Annotated in this window: 19 protein-coding genes and 1 tRNA gene; 15 read left to right on the top strand and 5 right to left on the bottom strand. The window is 72.4% G+C overall.

Annotation, left to right across the window (positions count from 1 at the left end):
- The first annotated feature begins 171 nt into the window (after positions 1–171).
- The 5 genes from I6G21_RS09395 (at position 172) to I6G21_RS09375 (ending at position 4012) form a co-directional block, all read left to right on the top strand.
- Positions 172–603 (top strand): hypothetical protein, encoded by a 432-nt coding sequence (locus I6G21_RS09395; protein ID WP_165869963.1) that lies wholly within the window; start codon positions 172–174, stop codon positions 601–603.
- A gap of 98 nt (positions 604–701) precedes the next feature.
- Positions 702–1490, top strand: a complete 789-nt coding sequence (locus I6G21_RS09390; protein WP_058731780.1) for an ABC transporter ATP-binding protein — start codon at positions 702–704, stop codon at positions 1488–1490.
- Positions 1487–2422 (top strand): TrmH family RNA methyltransferase, encoded by a 936-nt coding sequence (locus I6G21_RS09385; protein ID WP_081046087.1) that lies wholly within the window; start codon positions 1487–1489, stop codon positions 2420–2422. Before I6G21_RS09390 ends, I6G21_RS09385 begins: the two co-directional genes overlap by 4 nt.
- Before the next feature lie 125 nt (positions 2423–2547).
- Entirely contained in the window at positions 2548–2808 is a 261-nt protein-coding gene (locus tag I6G21_RS09380; RefSeq protein WP_058731781.1) for a type B 50S ribosomal protein L31, read from the top strand.
- A gap of 178 nt (positions 2809–2986) precedes the next feature.
- Positions 2987–4012, top strand: a complete 1026-nt coding sequence (locus tag I6G21_RS09375; RefSeq protein ID WP_058731782.1) for an LCP family protein — start codon at positions 2987–2989, stop codon at positions 4010–4012.
- A gap of 34 nt (positions 4013–4046) precedes the next feature.
- Here the strand turns inward: I6G21_RS09375 and I6G21_RS09370 are convergent, their stop codons facing one another.
- The 5 genes from I6G21_RS09370 to I6G21_RS09350 all read right to left on the bottom strand — a co-directional run bounded on the left by I6G21_RS09370 (position 4047) and on the right by I6G21_RS09350 (position 12822).
- Positions 4047–5711 carry an ABC1 kinase family protein gene (locus I6G21_RS09370; protein WP_058731783.1) on the bottom strand — a complete coding sequence of 555 codons (1665 nt, stop codon included), beginning with the start codon at positions 5709–5711 and terminating at the stop codon, positions 4047–4049.
- Positions 5711–7093, bottom strand: a complete 1383-nt coding sequence (locus tag I6G21_RS09365; protein WP_058731784.1) for a hypothetical protein — start codon at positions 7091–7093, stop codon at positions 5711–5713. Before I6G21_RS09365 ends, I6G21_RS09370 begins: the two co-directional genes overlap by 1 nt.
- 71 nt (positions 7094–7164) lie before the next feature.
- On the bottom strand, positions 7165–9768 hold the full coding sequence (gene pepN, locus I6G21_RS09360) for an aminopeptidase N (protein WP_129357497.1): 2604 nt from the start codon (positions 9766–9768) through the stop codon (positions 7165–7167).
- Positions 9769–9892: 124 nt separating this feature from the next.
- Complete coding sequence (locus I6G21_RS09355; protein WP_064725697.1) at positions 9893–12034, bottom strand: acyl-CoA dehydrogenase family protein; 2142 nt, start codon at positions 12032–12034, stop codon at positions 9893–9895.
- A 68-nt stretch (positions 12035–12102) separates the two neighbouring features.
- Positions 12103–12822, bottom strand: coding sequence for a TetR/AcrR family transcriptional regulator (locus I6G21_RS09350; RefSeq protein ID WP_165596173.1), 720 nt, complete (start codon positions 12820–12822; stop codon positions 12103–12105).
- A 97-nt stretch (positions 12823–12919) separates the two neighbouring features.
- Between I6G21_RS09350 and I6G21_RS09345 the strand changes: the two genes are divergently transcribed.
- From I6G21_RS09345 to I6G21_RS09300, 10 genes are all read left to right on the top strand, one after another.
- Entirely contained in the window at positions 12920–14218 is a 1299-nt protein-coding gene (locus tag I6G21_RS09345) for an acetyl-CoA C-acetyltransferase (RefSeq protein WP_129357498.1), read from the top strand.
- Positions 14219–14349: 131 nt separating this feature from the next.
- Positions 14350–15690 (top strand): 3-oxoacyl-ACP reductase, encoded by a 1341-nt coding sequence (locus I6G21_RS09340; RefSeq protein WP_129357499.1) that lies wholly within the window; start codon positions 14350–14352, stop codon positions 15688–15690.
- 8 nt (positions 15691–15698) lie between these two features.
- A complete protein-coding gene (locus I6G21_RS09335; RefSeq protein WP_129357500.1) occupies positions 15699–16658 on the top strand; it encodes a MaoC family dehydratase in 960 nt (319 codons plus the stop codon).
- Positions 16659–16798: 140 nt separating this feature from the next.
- A tRNA-Leu gene (locus tag I6G21_RS09330) sits at positions 16799–16884 on the top strand.
- A gap of 223 nt (positions 16885–17107) precedes the next feature.
- Positions 17108–18073: an L-lactate dehydrogenase gene (locus I6G21_RS09325; RefSeq protein WP_129357501.1), complete on the top strand. Its 966-nt coding sequence runs from the start codon at positions 17108–17110 to the stop codon at positions 18071–18073.
- A gap of 154 nt (positions 18074–18227) precedes the next feature.
- Positions 18228–18524, top strand: a complete 297-nt coding sequence (locus I6G21_RS09320; RefSeq protein ID WP_058731591.1) for a hypothetical protein — start codon at positions 18228–18230, stop codon at positions 18522–18524.
- A gap of 111 nt (positions 18525–18635) precedes the next feature.
- Positions 18636–19466 (top strand): undecaprenyl-diphosphate phosphatase, encoded by an 831-nt coding sequence (locus I6G21_RS09315; RefSeq protein WP_058731592.1) that lies wholly within the window; start codon positions 18636–18638, stop codon positions 19464–19466.
- Between the two features lie 77 nt (positions 19467–19543).
- Entirely contained in the window at positions 19544–20872 is a 1329-nt protein-coding gene (mshC, locus tag I6G21_RS09310) for a cysteine--1-D-myo-inosityl 2-amino-2-deoxy-alpha-D-glucopyranoside ligase (RefSeq protein ID WP_129357502.1), read from the top strand.
- Positions 20873–20877: 5 nt separating this feature from the next.
- Positions 20878–21969 carry a site-2 protease family protein gene (locus tag I6G21_RS09305; RefSeq protein WP_197939445.1) on the top strand — a complete coding sequence of 364 codons (1092 nt, stop codon included), beginning with the start codon at positions 20878–20880 and terminating at the stop codon, positions 21967–21969.
- A 111-nt stretch (positions 21970–22080) separates the two neighbouring features.
- Complete coding sequence (locus tag I6G21_RS09300; protein ID WP_081046162.1) at positions 22081–23154, top strand: tRNA (adenine-N1)-methyltransferase; 1074 nt, start codon at positions 22081–22083, stop codon at positions 23152–23154.
- Positions 23155–23187: the final 33 nt, after the last annotated feature.

Raw genomic sequence — 23187 nt, 5'->3', positions numbered from 1 at the left:
CGAGTCTTTCGTCGCCTCAAATCAGGCGGCGAATGGGAGTCCACGGGAACGCAATACTGCGCGTCTCCCGGCTCCCAGTCCCCCGAAGAAGCCGCCGAAAGAGTCACCACACCGCCGACCCCGACCGTCACCGCCGAAGATCTGCAGAAGATGCCCATCCACCCGGGGACCGTGAGCATCCAGCCCGGCCCCAACACGCTGAAGAACTACCACACCAACATCTACGTCGACAGCCGGCCCCAGGAACTGGAGGTCACCCTGTTGGGGCAGCCGGTGCGGGTGCGAGCCACCCCGGTCTCCTACACTTTCGACTACGGCGACGGCACCACCACCGGACCCACCACGGACCCCGGCCGGGCCTTACCGGAGAACAGCTGGGACACCCCGACCTCCACCTCCCACCAGTACCGGGAGACCGGGGACTACGCCATCGTCATCTCCACCGAGTTCCGCGGGGAGTACCGGGTGGGGGACGGCGAGTGGCAGCCGGTCGAGGGTACCGCGACCCTCCCGTCGCAACCGCAGACGGTGAGCGTGTGGCGCACCAAATCCGGGTGGGTTCAGGACGGCTGCTCCGCGAACCCCCGTGCCTGGGGATGCTGAGACCCTGGCGGGATCGGAGAAGAGTCCCTCTGCGGGCGGCCGACCCGAACCGCGGACCGGGTTGGGTCGGTGCGCGCGCCGTGGCTTAGGGTCGAGGCATGAGCACTGTACTGGATCTGGTCGACGTCTCGGTCGTGCGCGGCGGCCGCGCCCTCCTGGACGGAGTGACCTGGCGGGTGGAGGCCGGGCAGCGCTGGGCCGTGATGGGCCCCAACGGGGCCGGGAAGTCCACGCTGATGAACGTCGCCTCGGCACGGCTGCATCCCACGCGCGGCTCGGTGGACATCCTCGATGAGATCCTCGGGGCCGTGGATGTCTTCGAGCTGCGCCCGCGCATCGGGCTGACTTCCGCCGCCGTGGCCGCCCAGATCCCGGCGGGGGAGACGGTGCGCGACGTCGTCGTCACCGCCGCCTACGGGGTGACCGGGCGCTGGCGGGAATCCTACGACGCCGACGACCACGACCGCGCCGAGCAGCTGCTGGTGGACTGGGGCATCTCCCGCCTGGCCGAGCGGACCTTCGGCACGCTGTCCGACGGGGAGCGCAAGCGCACCCTGATCGCCCGCGCCCTGATGACGGATCCCGAGCTGCTGATCCTCGATGAGCCCGCCGCGGGCATGGACATCGGCGGGCGCGAGGACCTCGTGCAGCGTCTGTCCGCGCTCAATGCCGACCCGGACGCGCCCGCGAGCGTCCTGGTGACCCACCACCTCGAGGAGCTGCCGCAGGGAATCACCCACCTGCTGCTGCTCAGCCACGGGCGGGTCATCGCCCAGGGCCCGTTGGAGGAGGTCCTCACGGACCGCAGCTTCTCCCGCGCCTACCAGACCCCGCTGCGGCTGCGCACCGTCGACGGGCGGCACACGGCCTTCGCCGCGCGCCCATGAGCACCCCGCAGAACGGCCCCGCCCAGCTGGCTGCCCGGCGGGCGCTGGTCGATGCGATCCCCTCGGTGCGTCGGATCGACGCCGAGCAGGTGGAGGCCGCCGACGGGCGAGCCGCGGACCCGGTGCTGCGAGACCTGCGCTTCTACCGGGGGCTGACGGACGTGCGCCTGCGCACCTCCCGGGAAGCCGAGTGGGGCGTCTACCTCGCGGAATCCTCCAAGGTGGTCCGCCGCGCCCTGGCGGCCAGGCACGAGCCGCTCTCCTTCCTCATGTCGGACAAATGGGCCGAGGACCTGGCGGACGTGCTGCGCAGTCATCCGCAGACCCCCGCGTACGTCGCGGAGGACGCCGTGCTGGAGGGTCTGACCGGCTTCCACCTGCACCGCGGCGCCCTCGCGGTGATGCGCCGCCCCGCCCCCGTCCCGGTCGAGCGGGTGCTCGACGGCGCCCGGCGGGTCGCGATCCTGGAGGACGTGGTGGATCACACCAACGTCGGGGGGATCTTCCGCAGCGCCGCCGCCCTGGACGTGGACGCCGTGCTGATCACCCCGCGCTGCGCCGACCCCCTGTACCGACGCTCCATCCGCGTCTCGATGGGCACCGTCTTCCAGGTCCCCTGGGCCCGGCTGGACTCCTGGCCCGCGGACCTGTCCCTGCTGCGCGAGCGCGGATTCACCACGGCCGCCCTGGCCCTCAGCGACGACGCGGTGACCCTGGACCGGCTCGGGCACACCGCCCCGCAGCGACTCGCCCTGGTGCTGGGCACCGAGGGTCACGGCCTGCGCTCGGAGACCCTGGCGGCGGTGGATGCGCGCGTGATCATCCCCATGAGCCACGCCGTGGACTCCCTCAACGTGGCCGCGGCCTCGGCCGTCGCCTTCTGGGAGACCCGCCCGCGGGAGTCCGCCGAGGAAGACGGCGCGCGCCCCTGACCGCGGGGGCCGTCGCGTGGTAGCCTGGGGAGTCGCCGTCGACTCCGACGGCGCCCGCCCGGATGACCGGGCGGGACACCGCGTCCCCAGGCCTGGCAAAATCCAGTCCGCGAGAGGTAGACACCATGCAGACCGATATCCACCCGGATTACCACGAGGTCATCTTCCGCGACCTCGCCTCCGGCAAGTCCTTCCTGACGCGTTCGACCGTCACCAGCTCCAAGACCGACACCTGGGAAGACGGCAACGAGTACCCTCTCGTCGAGGTCGAGATCTCCTCCGAGTCCCACCCCTTCTACACCGGCAAGCAGCGGATCATGGACTCCGCCGGGCGCGTCGAGCGCTTCAACGCCCGGTTCAAGAACTTCGGCAAGTCCGCCAAGTAGGCGGCGACTGCCACCACCGGCTCGGGCCGGGGCGTGCTCACCGGATCGGTGAGCGCGCCCCGGCCCGAGGCGTCTGCGGTCGACCGGGTGGGCCCGTGCCGGTGATCTCGGGGTGAGCCCCGAGCCGCTACAGTGGGATCGACCCGATCCCCGCCAAGCCCGAGCCACCGGAGCACCCATGTCCACCACCCCGGAATCCGCCCTTCCCGAGACCCCATCGCGCCGCAGGCCCTGGTCGCGCCGGCGCAAGGTGCTGACCCTGCTCGGTGTTCTGCTGGTGCTGCTGCTGATCCCGGTGCTGATCGTCGGCGGCTTCCTGTACAAGCTCGGCCACGACTTCGACGCCGACTCGCCCAAGCTCTCCCAGGCGCTGCCCTCGGATGACGCCGGCCGGCCCAAGGAGGATGGCTCCTACAACGTCCTGCTCCTGGGCAGCGACTCCCGCAAAGGAGAGGCGGACGAGAAGGTCGTGAGCGGTCAGCGCTCGGACGCGATCATGCTCGTGCACATCCCCTCCGACGGCGGCGCCGCCTACGTGGTGTCCATCATGCGCGACACCTGGGTGGACATCCCCGGTCACGGCAAAGCCAAGATCAACGCCGGGCTGAACTACGGCGGGATACCCCTGGAGGTGCGGACGATCGAGCAGCTCCTGGGCACGCGCATCGACCACGTCGCAGAGATCGACTTCCAGGGCTTCCGCGACCTGACGAACGCCGTCGGCGGGGTGCCGGTGGATGTGCCCATGGACTTCACCGCCGACGGCCACGAGTTCCGCAAGGGCGAGCAGACCCTCGACGGGGACGAGGCGCTGGCTTTCGTGCGCGACCGGTACAGCTTCCAGGACGGGGACTACCAGCGGGTGCGCGACCAGCGGATCTACCTGCGCGGACTCCTGAAGAAGATCCTCAGCCCCGAGACCCTCTCCAGCCCCACCAAGCTCAGCGACGCCGTGGAGAAGTTCTCCCCGTACGTCTCCGTGGACGAGGACCTCACGGCCCGCGAGATCGTCGCGATGGGCATGAAGGCCGGACCCAGCGGGCTGCGGAACATGACCATGTTCACCCTGCCCAACTCAGGCACCGGGTGGTCCGAGGACGGGCAGTCCATCGTCATCCCGGATGAGGACGCGATCCACCGGCTCTCCCAGGCCCTGGAGAACGGGACCATGGCCGACTACGTCAAGACCATCCCGACGGACTGAGTCCGCACCGGGGCGGGGCCGGCGGGGCGGAGGATCAGCGGCGTCGGCGCGGGCGCAGGGACCAGGCCAGGTACCCGCCGATCATCCCGGCGGAGCCGGCCCCCGCCCCGACCAGCGCCGGGTACCAGGACTTGAACCGGCCCGGGTCCGAGGCGACGATGTGCGCAGACCCGTTGATCACCGCCGCCAGCACGGCTCCGGCCACGACCCGGGTGCCCAGCTTCTCGACCTTGCCCATGAGCTCCTCCAGCTCATCGGCGCGCAGGTGCACGTCGAAGCCGCCGCTCTCCAGCACCCCCAGGACCCGGCGCACGGACTCCGGGGCGTCCATGCCCAACGAGACGGCCTCCTTGGCGGCCTCCCGGGCCCGGCGCAGGAGCATCTCCGGGCTGAGCCGGGAGCGGACGTACTGCTGCGCATAGGGCGTCAGGACGGCCACGATGTCGAAGCCCGGGTCCAGGGTGGTGCCCAGCGCCTCGGCGGTGGCGATCATCTTCACCAGCATCGCCGCCTCCGGGGGCAGGACCAGGTGGTGTCGATGCAGCATCCGCAGCACATCCGTGAGCAGCTGGGCCAGGTTCAGCTCCTGCAGGCTGCGCCCGGTGTACCCGGAGATGATCCGCTGCATGTCCGGTTCCAGGTCCGCGGCCCGGACCTCCTGCTCGGGGCGGGCCGTCAGGCGCACCGTCGCCCGCGCGGCCTGGCGCGCATTGCCCGTGGTGATCCCGACCAGCAGCGGGACCAGACGGTCCCGGAACCGCTCCGAGAGCTCCCCGACCATCCCGAAGTCGATGACGGTGATCGACCCGTCCGGCTGCACGAACAGATTGCCGGGGTGTGGGTCGGCGTGGAACAGGCCCAGCTGGAAGACCATGCGGCACAGGGCCTGCGTGGCCGTGACCGCGAGCAGGTGCCGGTCCACCCCGGCGGCATCCAGCGCGGGGATGTCGCTGATCTTCAGTCCCCGCACCCGATCCTCGGTGAGCAGCGCGCAGCTGCTGGCCTCCCAGTGGATGCGGGGGATGCGGATCCAGGGGTCCTCGGCGAAGAACTCCGCGAAGCGATCGCAGTGCTCGCCTTCGATCGTGTAGTCCAGCTCCTCCTCGATGCGCTGAGCGAACTGCCGGGTCAGCTCCACGACGTCGTAGCCGCGGGCGATCCCGACATAGCGGGAGAGCATCTTGGACAGCTCGGTGAGGATGTCCAGGTCCTGGTGCACGCCCGCGAGCACCCCTGGGCGCCGGATCTTCACGACGACGTCGCGCCCGTCCAGCACGGCGGCGTGGACCTGGCCGATGGAGCCGGTGGCCAGCGGCTGCGGATCGATGCTCTCGAAGGAGGCCAGCAGCTGCTCCTCCGGCTGCCCGTCGAACTGCCCGATCAGACGCTGGAAGGAGACCGGCGGGGAGGAGTCCTGCAGCCGGGCCAGCTCCCGCGTGTAATCCTCCGGCAGCAGATCCTGCCGGGTGGAGGCGAGCTGGCCGAGCTTGACGAAGGTGGGGCCCAGCTCCTCCAGCGCCAGGCGCAGATGCTCGGCCTGGGTGTGCCGATGCTGCGGATCCAGCTGCCGCACCTTCCGCAGGGGAGCGGCCCACGGGGCGGAGAGCACCCCGCCCAGCAGAGACCCCAGGCCGTGCTTGATCAGGACTTCGCCGATCTGCAGGAAGCGGTCGGTGCGGGTGCGGGCGCGCTCCAGCATCAGGCGCCCTCGGTCTCCCGGGTCGCACGACGGGAGGCGCGCTGCGGGGCCCAGTCATAGCCCTCGCCGGGGGAGTCCGCCGCCGGAGCATCCGCCGAGGCGTCCGGAGCGGGATCCTGGGTCTGCGGGGCCGACGCCGTCGGGGCGGGAGCCGTCTCCTCGATCGGGGCTGGGTCCTGGTCCAGGGCCGGATGCCGGATGGGCACCGGCTGCTCGGCGACGTCCAGGCGGGCCAGGTACAGCCCGCAGAAGGCCAGGGAGCCGCCCAGCAGCAGTCCCAGGATGCCCAGGACCGGGCGGACGAACAGCAGGACCACCCCGGCCAGCAGCACCAGCGCCCCCAGCACCCCGATGAGCCAGCCGATCCGCTGATTCGGGCCCCGCTGGGCGCGCGGCGCGCGGGAGGCCCGCGGGGCGGAGGCGCTGCCCGCGCGCCGTCGGGCGGGGCGACGCTGCGCCTCCCGCCGCGGGGCGCGCTGGGAGGACGGGGCCGGGTCCTCGGGCGCGGGAGCGGCGGGGCGACGGGATTCCGGGTGCTTCTCGGCGTGGCTGGGCCGGTAGGCGTCCTCCAGATCGTAGTGCTCCTGCTCCGGGACCAGCGGGGGCAGGCCGTGGGGCAGCTGCTCGAACCAGGCAGGTGTCAGGTCCTCGGCGCGAGCGGTCTGCACCGACAGCGACAGCTCGAAGGCGTTGCCGCGGATCGTGCCCCAGGCCGCGGTGAGCTTGTCCCGCTCGAAGGCGTAGCGCACCACCGGGGCCAGCTGCTCGGACATCTGCGTGGACAGGCGCCCGACCACCCGCCGGTCGTGCAACACGTCCACGGAGTCCGTCTCGGTGCCGTCGGGTTGCCGGTGCCGATCCGCCTCCAGGGTCAGGATCACCCGGCCCTCCCCGGAGACCGGGAGGATCGAGTGCAGGTACTCGGCGTGGTCCTTCTCGTCCAGCACCTTCAGGGTGGGGCCCTGGGGCAGCAGGGCCGCCCGGGACGGGCAGGCGTTGAGGGGGAACAGCTGATCTGGCCGGGCGATGGACAGCACCGCCCGGGATTCCAGGCGCACCTGGCCCGCCTTCCCGCGCATCGTGGCCCACACCCGCACCGGGACCACGGGGTCGTGCCCGGAGACCACGACGCGGGCGATCGCGGGCAGGTAGCGGCGGGAGTCCTCGGCGGACATCCGCGCGATCTTCAGCCCGTCCACCCACACCGCGATGGAGCCGGGGGCGTGCGGATTGTCCGGTTCCGGGACCAGGTGGGCCAGCCCGTCGTGGTGCTGCTCCCGGTCGAAGCGCAGATTGTCCATGAGCCGGAGGATCTCGGTGTCGTAGTAGTCGTCCGTGATCACTTCCAGGGATCCGCGATCATTGAGTGCGTACTGCGTCACGCCAGTTCTCCTTCATGCCCGTTGGATGCCGCACGTGGAGGGGACCAGCGCGCGGCGGCCCCTCCAGAATCTCACACCCCGGCGCAGGCTGCGCGCACCCGGCGCACCCGCAGCGCGTCCTCCCGGTGCTCGATGACCAGCCGACGCAGCGCCCGGGGGGCCTGCTCATGCTCCTCGAGCCAGGCCCCGGCTCGCTGCGGGGAGTCCTCGACGGCGTCGAGGTCCGGGAACAGCCCTCCCACGATCCGGGAGGCCATGCCGATGGAGTGCTCGGCCCACACCGACTCCAGCGCGGCGAAGTAGCGATCGGCGTAGGCCGCGCGCAGCCGCGCCGGACCGTCGGCGAAGCCTGCGGCCGCGGCGGAGAGCTCGTCATTGGACAGACGCCCGGAGAAGATCCGCGCCCACGCCCACTGCTTGGCCGCGGCATCCGGCACCGCTGCCCTGGCCCGGTTCCAGCCCACCTCGGCGTGCCGGTTGCGCCGGGCATCCAGGGCGACGTCCAGGTCCTCCGCTGTGAGACGACCGGACAGGGTCAGGGCGAGCCGGGCGCTCCAGGCCAACTCGTCGGTCAGCTCCAGCCCGCCCCAGCGGGCCGCACCAGGATCCTCAGACCAGGCGGCGTGCACCTGCTCGGCCACCGGCAGCGCCTCCTCGGTGGTGCGGGCCAGGATCAGGACGTGGCGCAGCAGGATGCGCTGCGCGTCGGATTCGGGGGCCGCTGCCTCCAGGGCGGTGAGGAAGGCCTCGGCGGCCCGGGAACGCAGCTGCGGGCGCTGGGCGGGGGCGCAGAGCTCCTCGATGGCCTCGTGCACGTGCCGGGCCGTCGTCTCCAACAGGGTCGCGCTGTTCTCCGCGCGCACCCCGGCCAGAGCGTAGTCGAGGTAGGAGGACGGGGTCAGCTGCGCGTCGCGGACCATGGTCCACAGGGCGGAGCCGAGCACGGCCCGATCCAGCGGGGCCTCCAGGGTGTGTCCGGCTCGCAGCGAGGTGTCCAGCTGGTCCGGGGCCACCCGGGTGACGGCGTAGGTCAGGTCCTCCCGGTTCAGCAGCAGCAGACCCCGCGGATCCGCGGCGGCGAGGGCGCCCGGAAGCTCCAGGTCCAGACCCTCGCGGCCCGCGGGCACCTCCAGGGCCCGGTCCTCGCGCAGGCGCAGGGTGCCGTCGATCTCGTCGAAGACGCCCGCGTGCAGCGTGTGGGCCCGGCCGAGCTCGGGGGAGACGCCCTCGGGCAGCTCCTGGATGAGGCGGGAGCCGTCCTGGCGCAGCACCGAGACCCCGGAGGTCTGCAGCCACTGCCGCGCCCAGGCCGCGAGGTCCCGCCCGCAGGACTCCTCCAGGGCCGCCAGGAAATCCTCCAGGCGCGCGGTCCCCCAGGCGTGGCGGCGGAAGTAGACCCGGGCGGCACCGATGAACCGCTCGAAGCCCACGTGGGCCACCAGCTGCTTGAGCACCGAGGCGCCCTTGGCGTAGGTGATGCCGTCGAAGTTCTGCTTGGCCGCCTCCACATCGGGGATGTCCGCGACGATCGGGTGGGTCGTGGAGTAGGCGTCCTGGCGATAGGCCCAAGCCTTGCGTCCGTGGGCGAAGCTGACCCAGGCCTGATCGAAGCCGCCGGCGCGCTCAGCCCCCAGGGCGCCCATGAACTCCGCGAAGGACTCCTTCAGCCACAGGCCGGACCACCAGCTCATGGTGACCAGGTCCCCGAACCACATGTGCGACATCTCGTGCATGATGACGTTGGCCCGCGCCTCGCGCTGGGCCTCGGTGGCCCCGCCCGGGTGCAGGTAGTTCTCGGTGAAGGTCACCAGCCCCGGATTCTCCATCGCGCCCAGGTTGTACTCCGGGACGAAGGCCTGGTCGTACTGCGGGAAGGGGTAGGCCAGGTCGAACAGGTCCTGGAAGAAGTCCAGACCGGCCCCGACCAGCTCGAACAGCTCCCGAGCCGGCAGATGCGCGGCCAGCGCCTGCCGGCAGTACAGGGTCATCGGCTTCGGCTCGACGCCGTCCACCGCGGTCTCCGCGCTGGGCTGGTACATCGAGCTGACCGCGTGGTACTGCCCGGCCAGCAGCGTCGTGATGTAGGTGGAGATCCGCTGCGTCGGGGCGAAGATCCGCTTGCTCACGCTCTCATCCACCAGATCCTGCTCCTCCCGCTCCACCGGGGTGTTGGAGGCGACGACCCAGTCCCTGGGGGCGGTCACGGCGAAGCGGAAGGAGGCCTTCAGGTCCGGCTGCTCGAAGGTCGGGAAGACCCGGCGGCAGTCGGCCGGCTCGTACTGGGTGTACAGGTAGGTGCGCCCGTCCTCCGGGTCCAGGAAGCGGTGCAGGCCCTCCCCGGAGCGGGAGTACAGGGAGAAGCCGTGCACGACGAGCTCGTTGCTGCGCTCCAGACCCGTCAGGGTGATCCGCGAGCCGACCACCGCGGTCCGGGGGTCCAGGCGGCGGCCGTTGAGGGTGATCGCCTCGACCGAATGGTGCAGATACTCGATGAACGTGGTCTGAGCCGCCGGATCCTCGGCGAGCACCTCGAAGCGGACCGCCGCGCGCACCGGGTAGGCCAGGCGCTCGGGGTCCGCGGCGTGGGTCAGATCCACATGGACGTCGTAGCTGTCGACGCGCAGCAGCGCCGAGCGGTCGCGGGCTTCCTCAGCCGTCAGGTTGTCGTTTCGCACCCCTTCATCAAAACACACGTGAGATGCACCATGTCGGCATGGCCGCACCCGGGCCCCTGTGGAGGGACCCGGGTGCGGCGCATCGGCGAGCGCGACGCGGCGGGGGCTCAGCGGCGAGCCCGGCTCAGCGGCGTCGGGCGGTCTTCCCGGCCCCGGTCTGGCGGGCGCGCAGGGTCTTCTCCTCCACCGGGGCCTCGGAGCTGGCCCGCAGGTCGCGGTAGTAGGCCCGGGCCTCCTCCTGCCGCTCGGCCTCGATCCCGGAGGAGATCTCCGCGCGCAGGTGCTCCTGCTCGTAGCCGAAGGCGGCCACCAGATCCAGGGTGTAGGGCTCGATCCGGTCGATCAGACGCAGGATGTAGGACTCCACGGTGCGGGCCCGCTGGGTGGAGAGCAGGCCGTGGGAGAGGTACCAGCCGAGGTTCTTCTCGATCAGGGTCATCCCGAACAGGTCCCGCAGCCAGGTCAGCACCTCGGCGTTGACGCCCTCGGCCTCCTGCACCGCCCGGTGCAGCGCCTCCCACTGCAGCAGCTCGGCGTGCGAGCGGGCGGCCTCGATCAGACGCACCTGCTGGGAGTTGAACACCTCGGCGGCGTCGGCCTTGGACATCTTCCGGGCCGGGCGCAGCTCATCGGCGATCCGGCCGATCAGGTTGTCCACCCGGGCCCGCATCAGCTGCGCCTGGGCCACCGGATCCTTCAGCGCGTTCGCGGACTTCCGGGCGTCGGCGGTGTCCTGGACCGCCTGGGCCACCCGGCGCAGACCGGAGCGGTTCAGGGCGAGGTCCTCGGCGCGGGAGGAGACGTACTTGGTGATCGAGCCGAAGTCGGCGCCGGCGAACTCCTTGGAGTAGTCCCCGAGCAGCCGCTTGCCGACCAGCTGCAGCAGGATGTGGTTGTCCCCCTCGAAGGTCGCGTACACGTCCAGATCCTGGTACAGCCCGGTGAAGCGGTTCTTGGTGATGAATCCGGATCCGCCGCAGGCCTCGCGGCAGGTCTGCAGGGTGTTCAGCGCGTGCCAGGTGGAGATCGGCTTCAGCCCCGCCGCGAGGGTCTCCAGCTCGGCCCGGGACTCCGGGGTGTCGTTGTCCCCGCTGAACACGTCGTGGAAGGCCTCCAGCAGGTCGTGATGGGCGAAGGAGGCGGCGTAGGTCTGGGCCAGCAGCGGCAGCAGCCGACGCCGATGCAGCTGGTAGCTCATCAGGGTCGCCTCCTCCCCGGCGCCGTCGTCGAACTGGCGGCGCTGGTAGGCGTAGGTCAGCGCGATGGACAGTCCCACCTGGGCCGCCTTGGTCGAGGCCCCGTCCAGGGAGACCCGGCCCTGCACGAGGGTGCCCAGCATCGTGAAGAACCGGCGGCCGGGGGATTCGATGGGGGAGGTGTAGGTGCCGTCCTCGGCGACGTCGCCGTAGCGGTTGAGCAGGTTCTCCCGCGGGATGCGCACGTGGTCGAAGGCCAGCTGGCCGTTGTCGATGCCGTTCAGGCCGCCCTTCATGCCGTCGTCGGCGGACTGCACCCCGGGCAGCAGGTTCAGCTGCGCATCGCGGATCGGCACGAAGAAGCAGTGCACCCCGTGGTTCACGCCCCGGGTGATCAACTGCGCGAAGACCGTGGCGGCCTGACCGTGCACCGCGGCGTTGCCCAGGTACTCCTTCCAGGCGGCCTTGAACGGGGTGTTGATCACGAACTCCTGCGTGTCCGGATCGTAGGTGGCGGTCGTGCCGATCGCGGCCACATCCGAGCCGTGCCCGATCTCGGTCATCGCGAAGGCCCCGGGAATCTCCAGGGACATGATCCCCGGCAGCCACTTGCGGTGGTGCTCCTCGGTGCCCAGCTGGTGCACGGCGGCGCCGAACAGGCCCCACTGCACGCCGGCCTTGATCTGCAGGGACGGGTCGGCCGCGACCAGCTCCTCGAAGCCGGCGATGTTGCCGCCGGGGTTCTCTCCGCCGCCGACGTAGGCGGGGTAGGCCCGGTGCACGGACTGGTTCTGCACGAGGATGCCCAGCTGCTCGAAGACGCGCTGGCGCTGATCGTGGTAGGTCAGCTCGGGCTGCTTCCACAGCGCCGGGTCCTTGATCAGCTTCCGGGTGTCCTCCCGCTCCGCCCGCCAGCGGCCCATCAGCTGCGCGTAGAGGGCGTCGGTGTCCAGGGTGCGGGCGTGGTCCGGGCGGGGAGAACGACGGCGCTCGGGGACCTCGCGGTTGGTGGCGGCATCGTCGGCGGGGGTCGGCTCGGGTGCGGTGCGGGGGTGCTCGGTGAGGGTCATGTCTGCGGTACTCCTTCGTGTCAGACGGGGTCGGATTCCGCTGGATGCGGAGGGGAGTTGGGGGGGGATCAGCCGGTGGGTGCGGGCATCGGGGACAGCACCCAGGCGCTCAGCTGCCGGACCAGCAGGTCGCGGTCGGGGGCGGTGCCTGCGGCCACCTCTCCGGCCCACTGCTCGGCCGCGGCGTGCACCAGGCCGACGACGGAGCGGGCCCAGTAGTGCAGCAGGTGAGCGGCCTGGTCGGGGTCGGGCAGCCGGGCGGCGAGGGCCTGATCGGGGACCGGGCCCAGCGCCTCCAGCAGCAGCCGCGAGACGTGGTCGGCGAACAGCCCCAGGCTCGCGGTCGGTCGCTGGGCCTCGGAGGGTCGGGACCAGCCCAGGCCCGCCTGGGAGGTGACGAAGGCGTGCAGTGCGGGGGAGCGCTGCACGAGGACCAGGTAGACCTCGATCATCCGGGCGACGACGGCGCGCGGCGGGGCGCTGTCCTGCGGATCGCGCCGGACCGCTTCGGCGATGCGGGCCTCCAGGTGCGCCAGCAGGGATTCGCCGAGGGCCTGGCCCAGCCCGTTCTTGTCCCGGAAGTACCGGTAGAAGACGGACTTGGAGGTCCCGGCGTACTGCGCGATCTCCTCCATGGAGGCCTCGGCGCCGATCTCGTGGATGGCTCGTCGGGCCTTGCTCAGCAGCTCCTCGCGGCGGGCGACCCGGTGCGCCTCCCATCGGGTGCTGCGGCCGTCGCGGGTGCGGTAGGGGCCGTGACCTGCGGGGCGGTGGGCTGCGGTGTTCACGATACGCAGAGTATCAGGTACTCTGTCCTGTGTCAGTCCAGTCACATCTGCCGGCGCGCGGGACCCACCCGCACGCCCCGACGATCCGGAGGATCCCTTGTCAGCAGCAGAAGCTTTCGTCCTCGGCGGCAACCGCATCCCCTTCGCCCGCTCCCACGGCGCCTACGCCGACGTGCCCAACCAGGAGATGCTCACCGCCGCCATCGACGGGCTGGTCGCCCGCTGCGGGCTGGCCGGGGAGCGGGTCGGGGAGGTGGCCGCCGGCGCCGTCCTGAAGCACGCCCGCGACTTCAACCTCACCCGCGAGGCCGTGCTCGGCTCCGCGCTGGATCCCGCGACCCCCGCCTTCGACGTCCAGATGGCCTGCGCCACCGGGGTGGAGACCGTGTGGAACCTGACCAACAAGATCCGGCTGGGCCAGCTGGACTCCGGCATCGCCGGCGGCGTGGACACCGCCTCGGACGCCCCGATCGCCGTATCCGAGAAGCTGCGCCGCGCCCTGCTGGCCCTGGGACGGGCCAAGACCGTCAAGCAGCGCCTGGCCGCCGTCGCCGCCCTGCGCCCCGCCGACATCAAGCCCGAGGCTCCCGGGACCGGCGAGCCGCGCACCGGCCTGTCCATGGGGGAGCACCAGGCCATCACCACCGCCGGCTGGGGCATCACCCGCGAGGCCCAGGACGAGCTGGCCATGAACAGCCACCGCAACCTCGCCGCCGCCTACGACCGCGGCTTCTTCGACGATCTGCTCACCGGCTTCCACGGTCTGGCCCGGGACAACAACCTGCGCCCGGACTCCTCGATGGAGGCCCTGGCCAAGCTCAAGCCCGTCTTCGGCCGCTCCCTGCCGGAGGAGGCCACGATGACCGCCGGCAACTCCACCCCGCTGACCGACGGCGCCTCCGCGGTGCTGCTGGGCAGCCGGGAGTGGGCCGAGGCCCACGGGCTGGCCCCGCTGGCGAAGGTCGTGGACACGCAGGCCGCCGCCGTGGACTTCGTCTCCGGCGCGGAGGGCCTGCTGATGGCCCCCGTCTACGGCGTGCCCCAGCTGCTGGAGCGGCAGGGCCTGAGCCTGCAGGACTTCGACTTCTACGAGATCCACGAGGCCTTCGCCGGGACCGTGCTCTCCGCCCTGGCCGCCTGGGAGGACGACGAGTTCTGCCGCACCCGCCTGGGCCGGGACGGAGCCCTCGGCGCGATCGACCGCGCCAAGCTCAACGTCAACGGCTCCTCCCTGGCCGCCGGGCACCCCTTCGCGGCCACCGGCGGACGCATCATCGCCTCCCTGGCCAAGCAGCTGCACGAGAGCGCCGAGCAGACCGGCAAGCCCCAGCGCGGCCTGGTCTCCGTGTGCGCCGCCGGCGGCCTCGGCGTGGCCATGATCCTCGAATCCGCCTGATCCGCACCCCGGGGGCCGGCCCGGCGCCCCTCCCGGCGCCGGGCTCGGTTCCCATCATCCCCGGCCCCGCCCATCGTCCGCGGCCCCCGTCAGGGCCGCACCACCCACGCCCCAGGAGGCGACGAGAGACCATGAAGGACTCCTACACCCAGCTGGTCAACTCCCCGATCGGCAAGAAGCTGGCCGAAGCCCTCGGCCTGCGCCGACCCACCGCCCTGCGCCGCGACGAGCCCGGCGCGCCGCTGCTGGCCGACCCCCGCGTTCTGGTCGTCGGCGGCCCCGCGTCGGATCCGCTGGCCCGGCGTCTGCTGGCCTGGGACCTCGAGGTGCACCGGCACCCCAGCCCCGGCACCACCTACGGCGCGATCATCGCCGACTTCACTGCCGTGACCGACCCCGGCCAGCTGCAGGAGATCGCCCTGGGCGTCGGTGCGGCGCTGCGCAGCCTGGGCTCCTCCGGGCGCATCGTGGTGCTGGGACGCACCGGCAGCACCGAGGACGACCCTGAGCTGGTCGCCGCCCAGGCCGGCGTCGTCGGCTTCATGCGCTCCCTCGCCCACGAGTCCCGCCGCGGCGCCACCTGCAATGCGCTGCTGCTGGACGGGGACTTCGGCCTCGACGCCCCGGCGCTGGAGGGCCCGCTGCGCTTCCTGCTCTCGGCCCGCTCCGCCTACGTCTCCGGTCAGCCGCTGGTGGTCGCCGCCGCCGATGGCCCGGGCGCCCCGGACCCCGAGCGTCCGCTGGAAGGCAAGGTCGCCGTCGTCACCGGCGCCGCCCGGGGCATCGGCGCGGCTATCGTGCGCCGCCTGCACGCCGACGGCGCCCGCCTGCTGCTCGTAGACGTGCCCGCGGCCGGGGAGGCCCTGGCGACGGTGGCCAACGAGGTCTCCGGCCAGGCCCTGCAGCTGGACATCACCGCCGAGGACGCCGGCCGGCGCATCGCCGAGACCGCTCGGCGCGCCTTCGGCACCCTCGACGTCGTGATCCACAACGCCGGCATCACCCGCGACAAGATGCTGGCCAACATGGACGCCGCCCGGTGGGGCTCCGTGCTGGCCGTGAACCTCTCCTCCCAGCTGCGGATGAACCGCCAGCTGCTGGAATCCGGGGCGCTCGGGCAGCACCCGCGCATCGTGTGCCTGGCCTCCACCAGCGGCATCGCGGGGAACAAGGGCCAGACCAACTACGCCGCCTCCAAAGCCGGGATCATCGGCATGGTCGCGGCCGAAGCCGAGGACCTCGCCGAGACCGGAGGGACCATCAACGCGGTGGCCCCCGGATTCATCGAGACGGAGATGACCCGGGCCATGCCGACCGTGACCCGCGAGGTCGCCCGCCGCCTGAACTCCCTGTCCCAGGGCGGGCGCCCGGAGGACGTGGCCCAGGCCGCGGCCTTCCTCGCCTCCGACGCCGCGGCGGGGGTCAACGGACAGACACTGCGCGTGTGCGGGCAGTCCATGGTGGGGGCGTGATCCGCGCGATGCCCAGGATCTCCCTGCCCACGCCCTTCTCCTCCTCCCGATCCACCGGCTCGGCCGGGCCCGCCGGACCCCTGGGAACCCTGGGCTCGGTCGTGCGCCACGAGGCCTCCGGCGCCCTGCGCTCGCGCCTGCCCGGGCGGGGCCGCACCCGCCCGGACGCCCTGCCCGACCCCCAGGCGATCACCCCCGTGCGCCAGCGGGTGCAGGCCGACGCCGAGCGGGCGGCGGCCTTCGCCCGCTGCGTGGGAGCCGCACCGGCCGAGCACCTGCACGCGGGATTCCTGCACACGCTGACCTTCCCCGTCTCCATGCGGGTGCTCACCGCGAAGGCCTTCCCGCTGCCGGTGCTCGGCCTGATCCACCTGGAGAACACCGCGACGGTGCACCACCCGGTGGGCGCCGACGAGCAGCTCACGGTCCGCTCCCGGATCCGGGAGTTCGGGCGCCACCGGCGCGGCGTCACCGTCACCGTGCTCGCCGAGATCTGGGACGAGTCCGGACGGCTGGTCTTCTCGGACGAATCCCTGTACCTGTCCAAGACGGCCGACCGCGGCGCGGGCGAGGGTTCCGCGTCGGCGACGACCGACCGTCCGGATGCGCGGGAGGGGGCTCGGCTGATCGGGCGCTGGCGTCTGCCCGGCGACATCGGGCGCCGCTACGCCGCGGTGAGCGGTGATGCCAACCCGATCCATCTCAGCGCCGTGAGCGCCAAGGCCTTCGGGATGAAGTCCTCCCTGGCCCACGGGATGTACTGCGCCTCGCGGGCCCTGGGGCTGCTGGTTTCAGACCCCGGCGCGGCCGGGACCTGGCGGGTGGCCTTCGGATCCCCGGTCTTCCTGCCGGCCGCCGTGGACCTGTGGAAGGTATGCGATCCCGAGCCCGACGGGCAGACGGCCGTGCGCGGCATCGGGCGCGGGGCCCGGCAGCACTTCGAGGTCTCCTTCGGCCGTCCGTCCTGAGGCGGCCCCCGCCCCCGTCCCGCGGCTCCGCGGGGCGGGGGCGGGGGCGGGGCTGGCGGTGCGGAAGTTGCACAGCGTCGAGCCAGCAGGTAAGTTTCTACTCGTTGTCCGGCGCCCCCAGGGGACGTCAGACGGCATGCGCGCGGGTGGCGGAATAGGCAGACGCGCTAGCTTGAGGTGCTAGTCCTCGTATTAGAGGGTGGGGGTTCAAGTCCCCCCTCGCGCACGCGAGTCATCACAAGGCCCCGGAACCGATCCAGGTTCCGGGGCCTTCGCCGTACCCGGCGGGGTGCGGTCGCGTCTGTGCGGGTTCGTGTGGGGTGCCGCGGCAACATCCACGTCATAAACCCACAGAAACCCACAGAAACCCTCACTCAGGTGGCATCATGGTGCGTGGTATCGGCCCGTCGACGAAGAAAGCGGCCGAACGTCGCAGGAAAGGGAACACCATGACCGTCACCCAGGATCGTCCGTCCACCAAGCTCGGCATCGTCGGAGCGGGCGGCGTCGGCTCCGCCATGGCCTACGCCTCCGTGATCCAGAACGTCGCCCGCGAGGTCGTCCTCTACGACATCGCCGCCCAGAAGGCCGAGGCCGAGGCCCTGGACATCGCCCACGGCTCGCTGTTCGCCTCCAACGTCCGGATCACCGGCGGGGGAGACCCGGAGCTGCTCAAGGGCTGCGACATGATCATCATCACCGCCGGCGCCCCCCAGAAGCCCGGGCAGACCCGCCTGGAGCTGGCCGGGACCAACGTCAAGATCCTCGAGTCCATGATGCCGACGCTGCTGGAGCAGGCCCCGGACGCCGTCTACATGCTCGTGACCAACCCCTGCGACGTCCTCACCGTCGTCGCCCAGCGGATCTCCGGGCTGGGCGCCCACCAGGTCTTCTCCTCCGGCACCGTGCTGGACTCCTCCCGGCTGCGCTGGCTGATCGGCAACGCCGCCGGGGTCTCCAGCGACTCGGTGCACGCCATGATCGTCGGCGAGCACGGGGACTCGGAGTTCCCGCTGTGGTCCTCCGCCACGATCGGGCAGGTCCCCGTGGACCAGTGGACCGGGGATGACGGCTCCGCCCTGTTCACCGACGAGGTCAAGGACACCCTGGGCCACGACGTCATGCGCGCGGCCTACAAGGTCATCGAGGGCAAGGGCGCGACCAACTACGCGATCGGCCTGTCCGGGGCCCGCATCGCCAAGGCGGTGCTGCAGGGTCAGGACGCCGTGCTGCCGGTGTCCACCGTGCTGGAGGGCTACCAGGGCATCGACGGGGTGGCCCTGTCCGTGCCCTGCGTCGTCGGCTTCGGCGGCGTCCGGCGCGTGCTGGAGGTGCCGATGGACGGGGCCGAGACGAAGAAGCTGCAGGCTTCGGCGCAGACCCTGCGCGAGTCCCTGTCCAGCCTCGGGTACTGACAGCCGAAACCCCCAGCGAGAGGCCGATCCGGCTGCTCGCCGACGCCGCGTCGCCGCCGTCCGCTTCCGGGTCACCGGGGACGGCGGCGACGCCGCGTCCGCCCACAGCGTGCTCGTGTTCCCCTGACCGCCGAAAGGGGCTAGTTTGGAGACCATGACGACAGATCCCCGCACCGCGCTGACCCAGCTGACCGAAGCCCTGGAAGAGCACCTGAACGCGGTCGCCTCCCGCCGCGGGGACCAGGACCCGGCCGTGGATGCCGCCTATCTCGGCATCGCCGACGCCTTCGAGGTCTACGAGGACGCCCTCTACGTCACCTACGACGAGGTGACGCCCCTGGAGGTCTTCGTCGAGGACGATGATGAGGACGAAGAAGACGACGACGAGGACTTCGACGAGGAGGACCTCGAGGACGACGATGACGAGGACCCGGAGGGCGAGCTCGACTGAGCCCCTCGGGTGATCTGCGCCCCACCCGCCCCGGCGGATGGCGGCCATGCTGCGGCCCCGCCGCGCAGACGGTGTCTGCGCGGCGGGGCCGTTTCGGTAGAGTCAGCATCCGTGGCATGGTTACAAGCACTCATCCTCGGCCTGGTGCAGGGCCTGACGGAATTCCTCCCGATCTCCTCCTCGGGGCACATCAGCATCGTCGGGCAGCTGCTGCCCCATGACTCGGACCCCGGGGCCGCGTTCACCGCGATCACCCAGCTGGGCACCGAGACGGCCGTGCTGATCTTCTTCTGGCGCGACATCGTCCGGATCATCACCCGGTGGTTCGGATCCCTGCGCGGCACCGTCCCCCGCTCCGACCCCGACGCTCGGATGGGCTGGTACGTGATCCTGGGCTCCCTGCCCATCGGCATCCTCGGGCTGCTGCTGCAGGACTACATCGACACCGAGTTCCGCAGCCTGTGGATCACGGCGACCATGCTCGTCGTCTTCGGCGTGTTCCTGGGGCTGGCGGACCGGGTCGGCCGGGAGCAGCTGCGCCTGAGCGACCTGAACCTGCGCGATGGCGTGCTCTACGGCTTCGCGCAGGCCCTGGCCCTGATCCCGGGGGTCTCCCGCTCCGGCGGGACCATCACCGCCGGCCTGCTCATGGGGTACACCCGCCAGGCCGCGGCCCGCTACTCCTTCCTCCTCGCGATCCCCGCGGTGTTCCTGTCCGGCCTGTACAAATTCGCCAAGTCCATCGGCGACGGCTTCGACGCCTACTACACGGCGGGCCCGACCCTGCTGGCCACCGTGGTCGCCTTCGGCGTCGGCTACGTCATGATCGGCTGGTTCCTGAAGTACGTCAGCTCCCACAGCTACACGCTGTTCGTGTGGTACCGGATCGGCCTCGGCGCGCTGGTCTTCGTGCTGCTGGGCACCGGCGTGCTCGTGCCCTGATCCCCGCCGCATCCCCCGCATCCGCACCGGGATCCGACGCCGCGGCGTCGGATCCCACCCGACGAAAGGCGCCCGCCATGAAGTCCTGGACCGCGACCCCCTGGACCCCGCTGCCCGGTCACGCGCCGGCCCCCACCCTGTACGACACCCGCCTCGCCCGGACCGAGGCCCTCCCGGAGGCCCCGGCCGCGGGCCTGTACGTGTGCGGCATCACCCCCTACGATGCGACCCACATGGGACACGCCGCGACCTACGTGGCCTTCGACCTCCTGCACCGCGCCCTGCGCGACGCCGGGCAGGAAGTCACCTACGTGCAGAACGTCACCGACGTGGACGACCCGCTGCTGGAGCGGGCCGAAGCCACCGGGGTGGACTGGCGGGAGCTGGCCGCCGAGCAGACCGAGCTGTTCCGCACGGACATGCGCGCCCTGAACGTGCTGCCGCCGGCCCACTACATCGGCGCGACCGAAGCCGTGGAGTGGATCGTGCCGTGGGTCGAGACGATGCTGCAGCGGGGCACCGCCTACCGCGTGCCCGGCGGCCCCGACGAGCACGGGGTCCCCCAGCCGGACGGGGACGTGTACTTCGACGTGCGCGCCGCCGCGGACACCGAGCACGATCCCGCCCGGTGGTTCCTCGGGCGGGTCAGCGGATACACCGAGGAGCAGATGCGCCCGCTGTTCGCCGAGCGCGGCGGGGATCCGCAGCGCCCGGGCAAGCGCGACCCCTTCGACCCCCTGCTGTGGCGGGTCCACCGCGACGGCGAGCCGTCCTGGGACGGCGCCGCCCTGGGGCGGGGCCGCCCCGGCTGGCACATCGAGTGCACCGTGATCGCCGACCGCTTCCTGGGCATGCCCTACACCGTGCAGGGCGGCGGCTCCGACCTGCGCTTCCCCCACCACGAGATGGGCGCCGGGCACGCCTTCGCCGTGACCGGGCAGGAGATGGCCCTGCGCTACGCCCACACCGGGATGGTGGGGCTGGACGGGGAGAAGATGTCCAAGTCCCGGGGCAACCTGGTGCTGGTCTCCACCCTGCGCCAGCGCGGGGAGGACCCGCGGGCCATCCGCCTGGCCATCCTCGCCCACCACTACCGGGAGGACTGGTTCTGGACCGACGAGCTGCTGGAGCGCTCCCGCGAGCGCCTGCGCACCTGGCGCCAGGCTCTGCAGGCGGCCCGCGAGGCCGAACTGACCGGCCCTCGGGAGGGCGAGGCCGAAGCCGACGAGTCGCCGGCGCGTCGGCTGCTGCGCCAGGTGCGGGAGCGGCTCGGCGATGACCTCGACGCTCCCGGGGCGCTGCGCGCGGTGGACGCCTGGGCGGATCAGGCCCTGCGCGGCGAGGGCGCGGGCCAGGCCGGTCTGGTCCGGGACCTGATCGCCGCCCGCCTCGGCGTCGCCCTCTGAGCGCCGTGGCACCGCAGCGGGGAGCCGAACGCGGGGTGCGGACTCCCGTGGTGCGGGTCTCCGGCTCGTGGTTCCTGCTGACCGGGCTGATCGTCGTCGGCTACGGCGGCTACCTGCACCAGCGCCTGCCGTGGCTCGGCGCCCGGGCCTATCTGGCGGCCCTGGCCTTCGCCGTGCTGCTGGGCCTGTCCGTGCTGGTCCACGAGCTCGCCCACGCCGGGGCTGCCCGGGCCTTCGGCTGGCAGGTGCGGGAGATCCGGCTGACCCTGATGGGCGGGCACACGGCCTTCGACGCCGCGCGGGAGGCCCCCGGGCGCTCCGCCCTGGTCAGCCTCGCCGGGCCCGCCGCGAACCTCGTGCTGGCCCTGCTGGGGGCGATCCTGCTGGGGAGTCTGGACCCCGGCGGCCTGCCGCGGCTGGTCGTGGAGCTGGTCACGACCGCCAACCTGCTGGTCGGGGCCTTCAATCTCCTGCCCGGTCTGCCGCTGGACGGCGGGCACGCCGTCGCCGCCCTGATCTGGCGGATCAGCGGATCCCGCCGGGCCGGGGTGCGCACCGCGGCGGTCCTCGGCGGGCTCGTGGCCGCGGCCCTGGTGCTGCGCCTGCTCCTGCCCGGACGGGCGGCGGGGGTGACGGAGCTGGTCATCACGTTCCTGCTCGCGGTCTTCCTCCTCGACGGGGCCCGCCGGGCCGTGCTGGCCCAGCGCACCCGCGACCGGCTCGCCCCGCTGCGCGCGGGGACCTGGCCCGTCCGCTGCGCGTGCTGGATCCCCGGGACCCCGTCTCCCGGGCCCTGCGGCTGCAGGAGGGCGTGCCGCCGGACGGCGCGCCCGCCCCGGTCCTGGTGGTCGCCGCGGGTCCCGAGGCCCTGGGCGTGGTCGACGCCCAGGCCCTGGGTCGCGTGGCCGAGGCGGGTGCGGTCTCGACGCCGGTCGAGGCGGTGCTGCGCCGCGCGCCGTTCGGCCCTGCCGTCGCCGCCGACCTGGCGGGGGAGGAGCTGGTGCGCACCGCCCAGGCGCTGCCCGGCGGGTGGTGGCCGGTCACGGGGCTGCCCGCTCCCGCGATCCTGGCCGAGGAGGACGTGCGCCGGGCCGTGACCGGGGCCCTGGCCGCCGGCTCCCGCTCCCGCGGCGCATGAGATACTGGCAGCTGCCCGGAGCTCGTGCTCCGGGGAGAGCTGACCCCGACCAGGAGCAGGTGCCCCGCCCATGACCCCCAGCCCCGAGAATCCCACGCACCCGGCCGACGCTGCGGACGAGGCGCGGAAGGGCCCGGCTGCCCCCGCCGAGCCGGTGGGGGCGGCGCGCCGCCGAGGCCCGCTGCGCCCGGGGGAGCGGGTGCAGCTCACCGACGAGCGGGGCAGGATGAGCACCATCACCCTGGTCGAGGATGGGCAGTTCCACACCCACCGCGGCGTGCTGCACCACGAGCAGCTGATCGGGCGGCCCGAGGGCATCGTCGTGGAGAACTCCGCGGGCTTCCGGTACCAGGCGCTGCGTCCGCTGCTGAAGGACTTCGTGCTGTCCATGCCGCGCGGGGCCGCGGTGGTCTACCCCAAGGACGCCGGGCAGATCATCACCATGGCGGACATCTTCCCCGGGGCCCGGGTCATCGAGGCCGGGGTCGGCTCCGGGGCCCTGAGCATCTCGCTGCTGCGCGCGGTCGGGGAGGCCGGGCACCTGCGCTCCTTCGAGCGGCGCGAGGAGTTCGCCGAGATCGCCCGAGGCAACGTTGAGACGATGTTCGGCGGGCCCCACCCGGCCTGGGAGCTGACTCTCGGGGACCTCGCCGAGGCCCTCGGGGAGCACGAGCAGCCCGGGACCGTGGATCGGGCCGTGTTGGACATGCTGGCCCCCTGGGAGTGCCTGGACGCCGTCGCCACGGCCCTGGCCCCGGGCGGGGTGCTGATCTGCTACGTCGCGACCGTCACCCAGCTCTCGCGCACCGCGGAGGCGATGCGCGCCGATGGCCGCTTCACCGAGCCGGAGTCCTTCGAGACCATGGTCCGGGGCTGGCATGTGGAGGGGCTGGCGGTGCGCCCGGACCACCGGATGGTCGCGCACACCGGCTTCCTCATCAGCGCCCGGCGCCTGGCCGACGGCGAGCAGCGCCTGGCTCCGAAGCGGCGGGCCTCCAAGACCGACTACACCGCGGAGGACCTGGAGGCCTGGACCCCGCAGGCCCTGGGGGAGCGGGCGGTCTCGGACCGGAAGCTGCGTCGGGCCGCCCGCGATGCCCGCTCCCTGGCCCGCCACGCCGCCGGAGAGGCGGACGAGGACTAGCCGCATCCCGGCGCAACGGATTCGGCCCGGTGC

Source organism: Rothia kristinae, from assembly GCF_016028855.1.
Taxonomy (GTDB): Bacteria; Actinomycetota; Actinomycetes; order Actinomycetales; family Micrococcaceae; genus Rothia; species Rothia kristinae.
This window is presented reverse-complemented; position numbering and strand designations above follow the sequence as displayed.

Excerpts from the sequence above, each read along its gene's own strand:
- I6G21_RS09370 (WP_058731783.1), bottom strand. The coding sequence starts at position 5,711 with ATGCTGGAGCGCGCCCGCACCCGCACCGACCGCTTCCTGCAGATCGGC.
- I6G21_RS09335 (WP_129357500.1), top strand. The coding sequence starts at position 15,699 with ATGCCCAGGATCTCCCTGCCCACGCCCTTCTCCTCCTCCCGATCCACC.
- I6G21_RS09390 (WP_058731780.1), top strand. The coding sequence starts at position 702 with ATGAGCACTGTACTGGATCTGGTCGACGTCTCGGTCGTGCGCGGCGGC.
- I6G21_RS09300 (WP_081046162.1), top strand. The coding sequence starts at position 22,081 with ATGACCCCCAGCCCCGAGAATCCCACGCACCCGGCCGACGCTGCGGAC.
- mshC (WP_129357502.1), top strand. The coding sequence starts at position 19,544 with ATGAAGTCCTGGACCGCGACCCCCTGGACCCCGCTGCCCGGTCACGCG.
- I6G21_RS09320 (WP_058731591.1), top strand. The coding sequence starts at position 18,228 with ATGACGACAGATCCCCGCACCGCGCTGACCCAGCTGACCGAAGCCCTG.
- I6G21_RS09375 (WP_058731782.1), top strand. The coding sequence starts at position 2,987 with ATGTCCACCACCCCGGAATCCGCCCTTCCCGAGACCCCATCGCGCCGC.
- I6G21_RS09340 (WP_129357499.1), top strand. The coding sequence starts at position 14,350 with ATGAAGGACTCCTACACCCAGCTGGTCAACTCCCCGATCGGCAAGAAG.
- I6G21_RS09355 (WP_064725697.1), bottom strand. The coding sequence starts at position 12,034 with ATGACCCTCACCGAGCACCCCCGCACCGCACCCGAGCCGACCCCCGCC.
- I6G21_RS09385 (WP_081046087.1), top strand. The coding sequence starts at position 1,487 with ATGAGCACCCCGCAGAACGGCCCCGCCCAGCTGGCTGCCCGGCGGGCG.
- I6G21_RS09325 (WP_129357501.1), top strand. The coding sequence starts at position 17,108 with ATGACCGTCACCCAGGATCGTCCGTCCACCAAGCTCGGCATCGTCGGA.
- I6G21_RS09380 (WP_058731781.1), top strand. The coding sequence starts at position 2,548 with ATGCAGACCGATATCCACCCGGATTACCACGAGGTCATCTTCCGCGAC.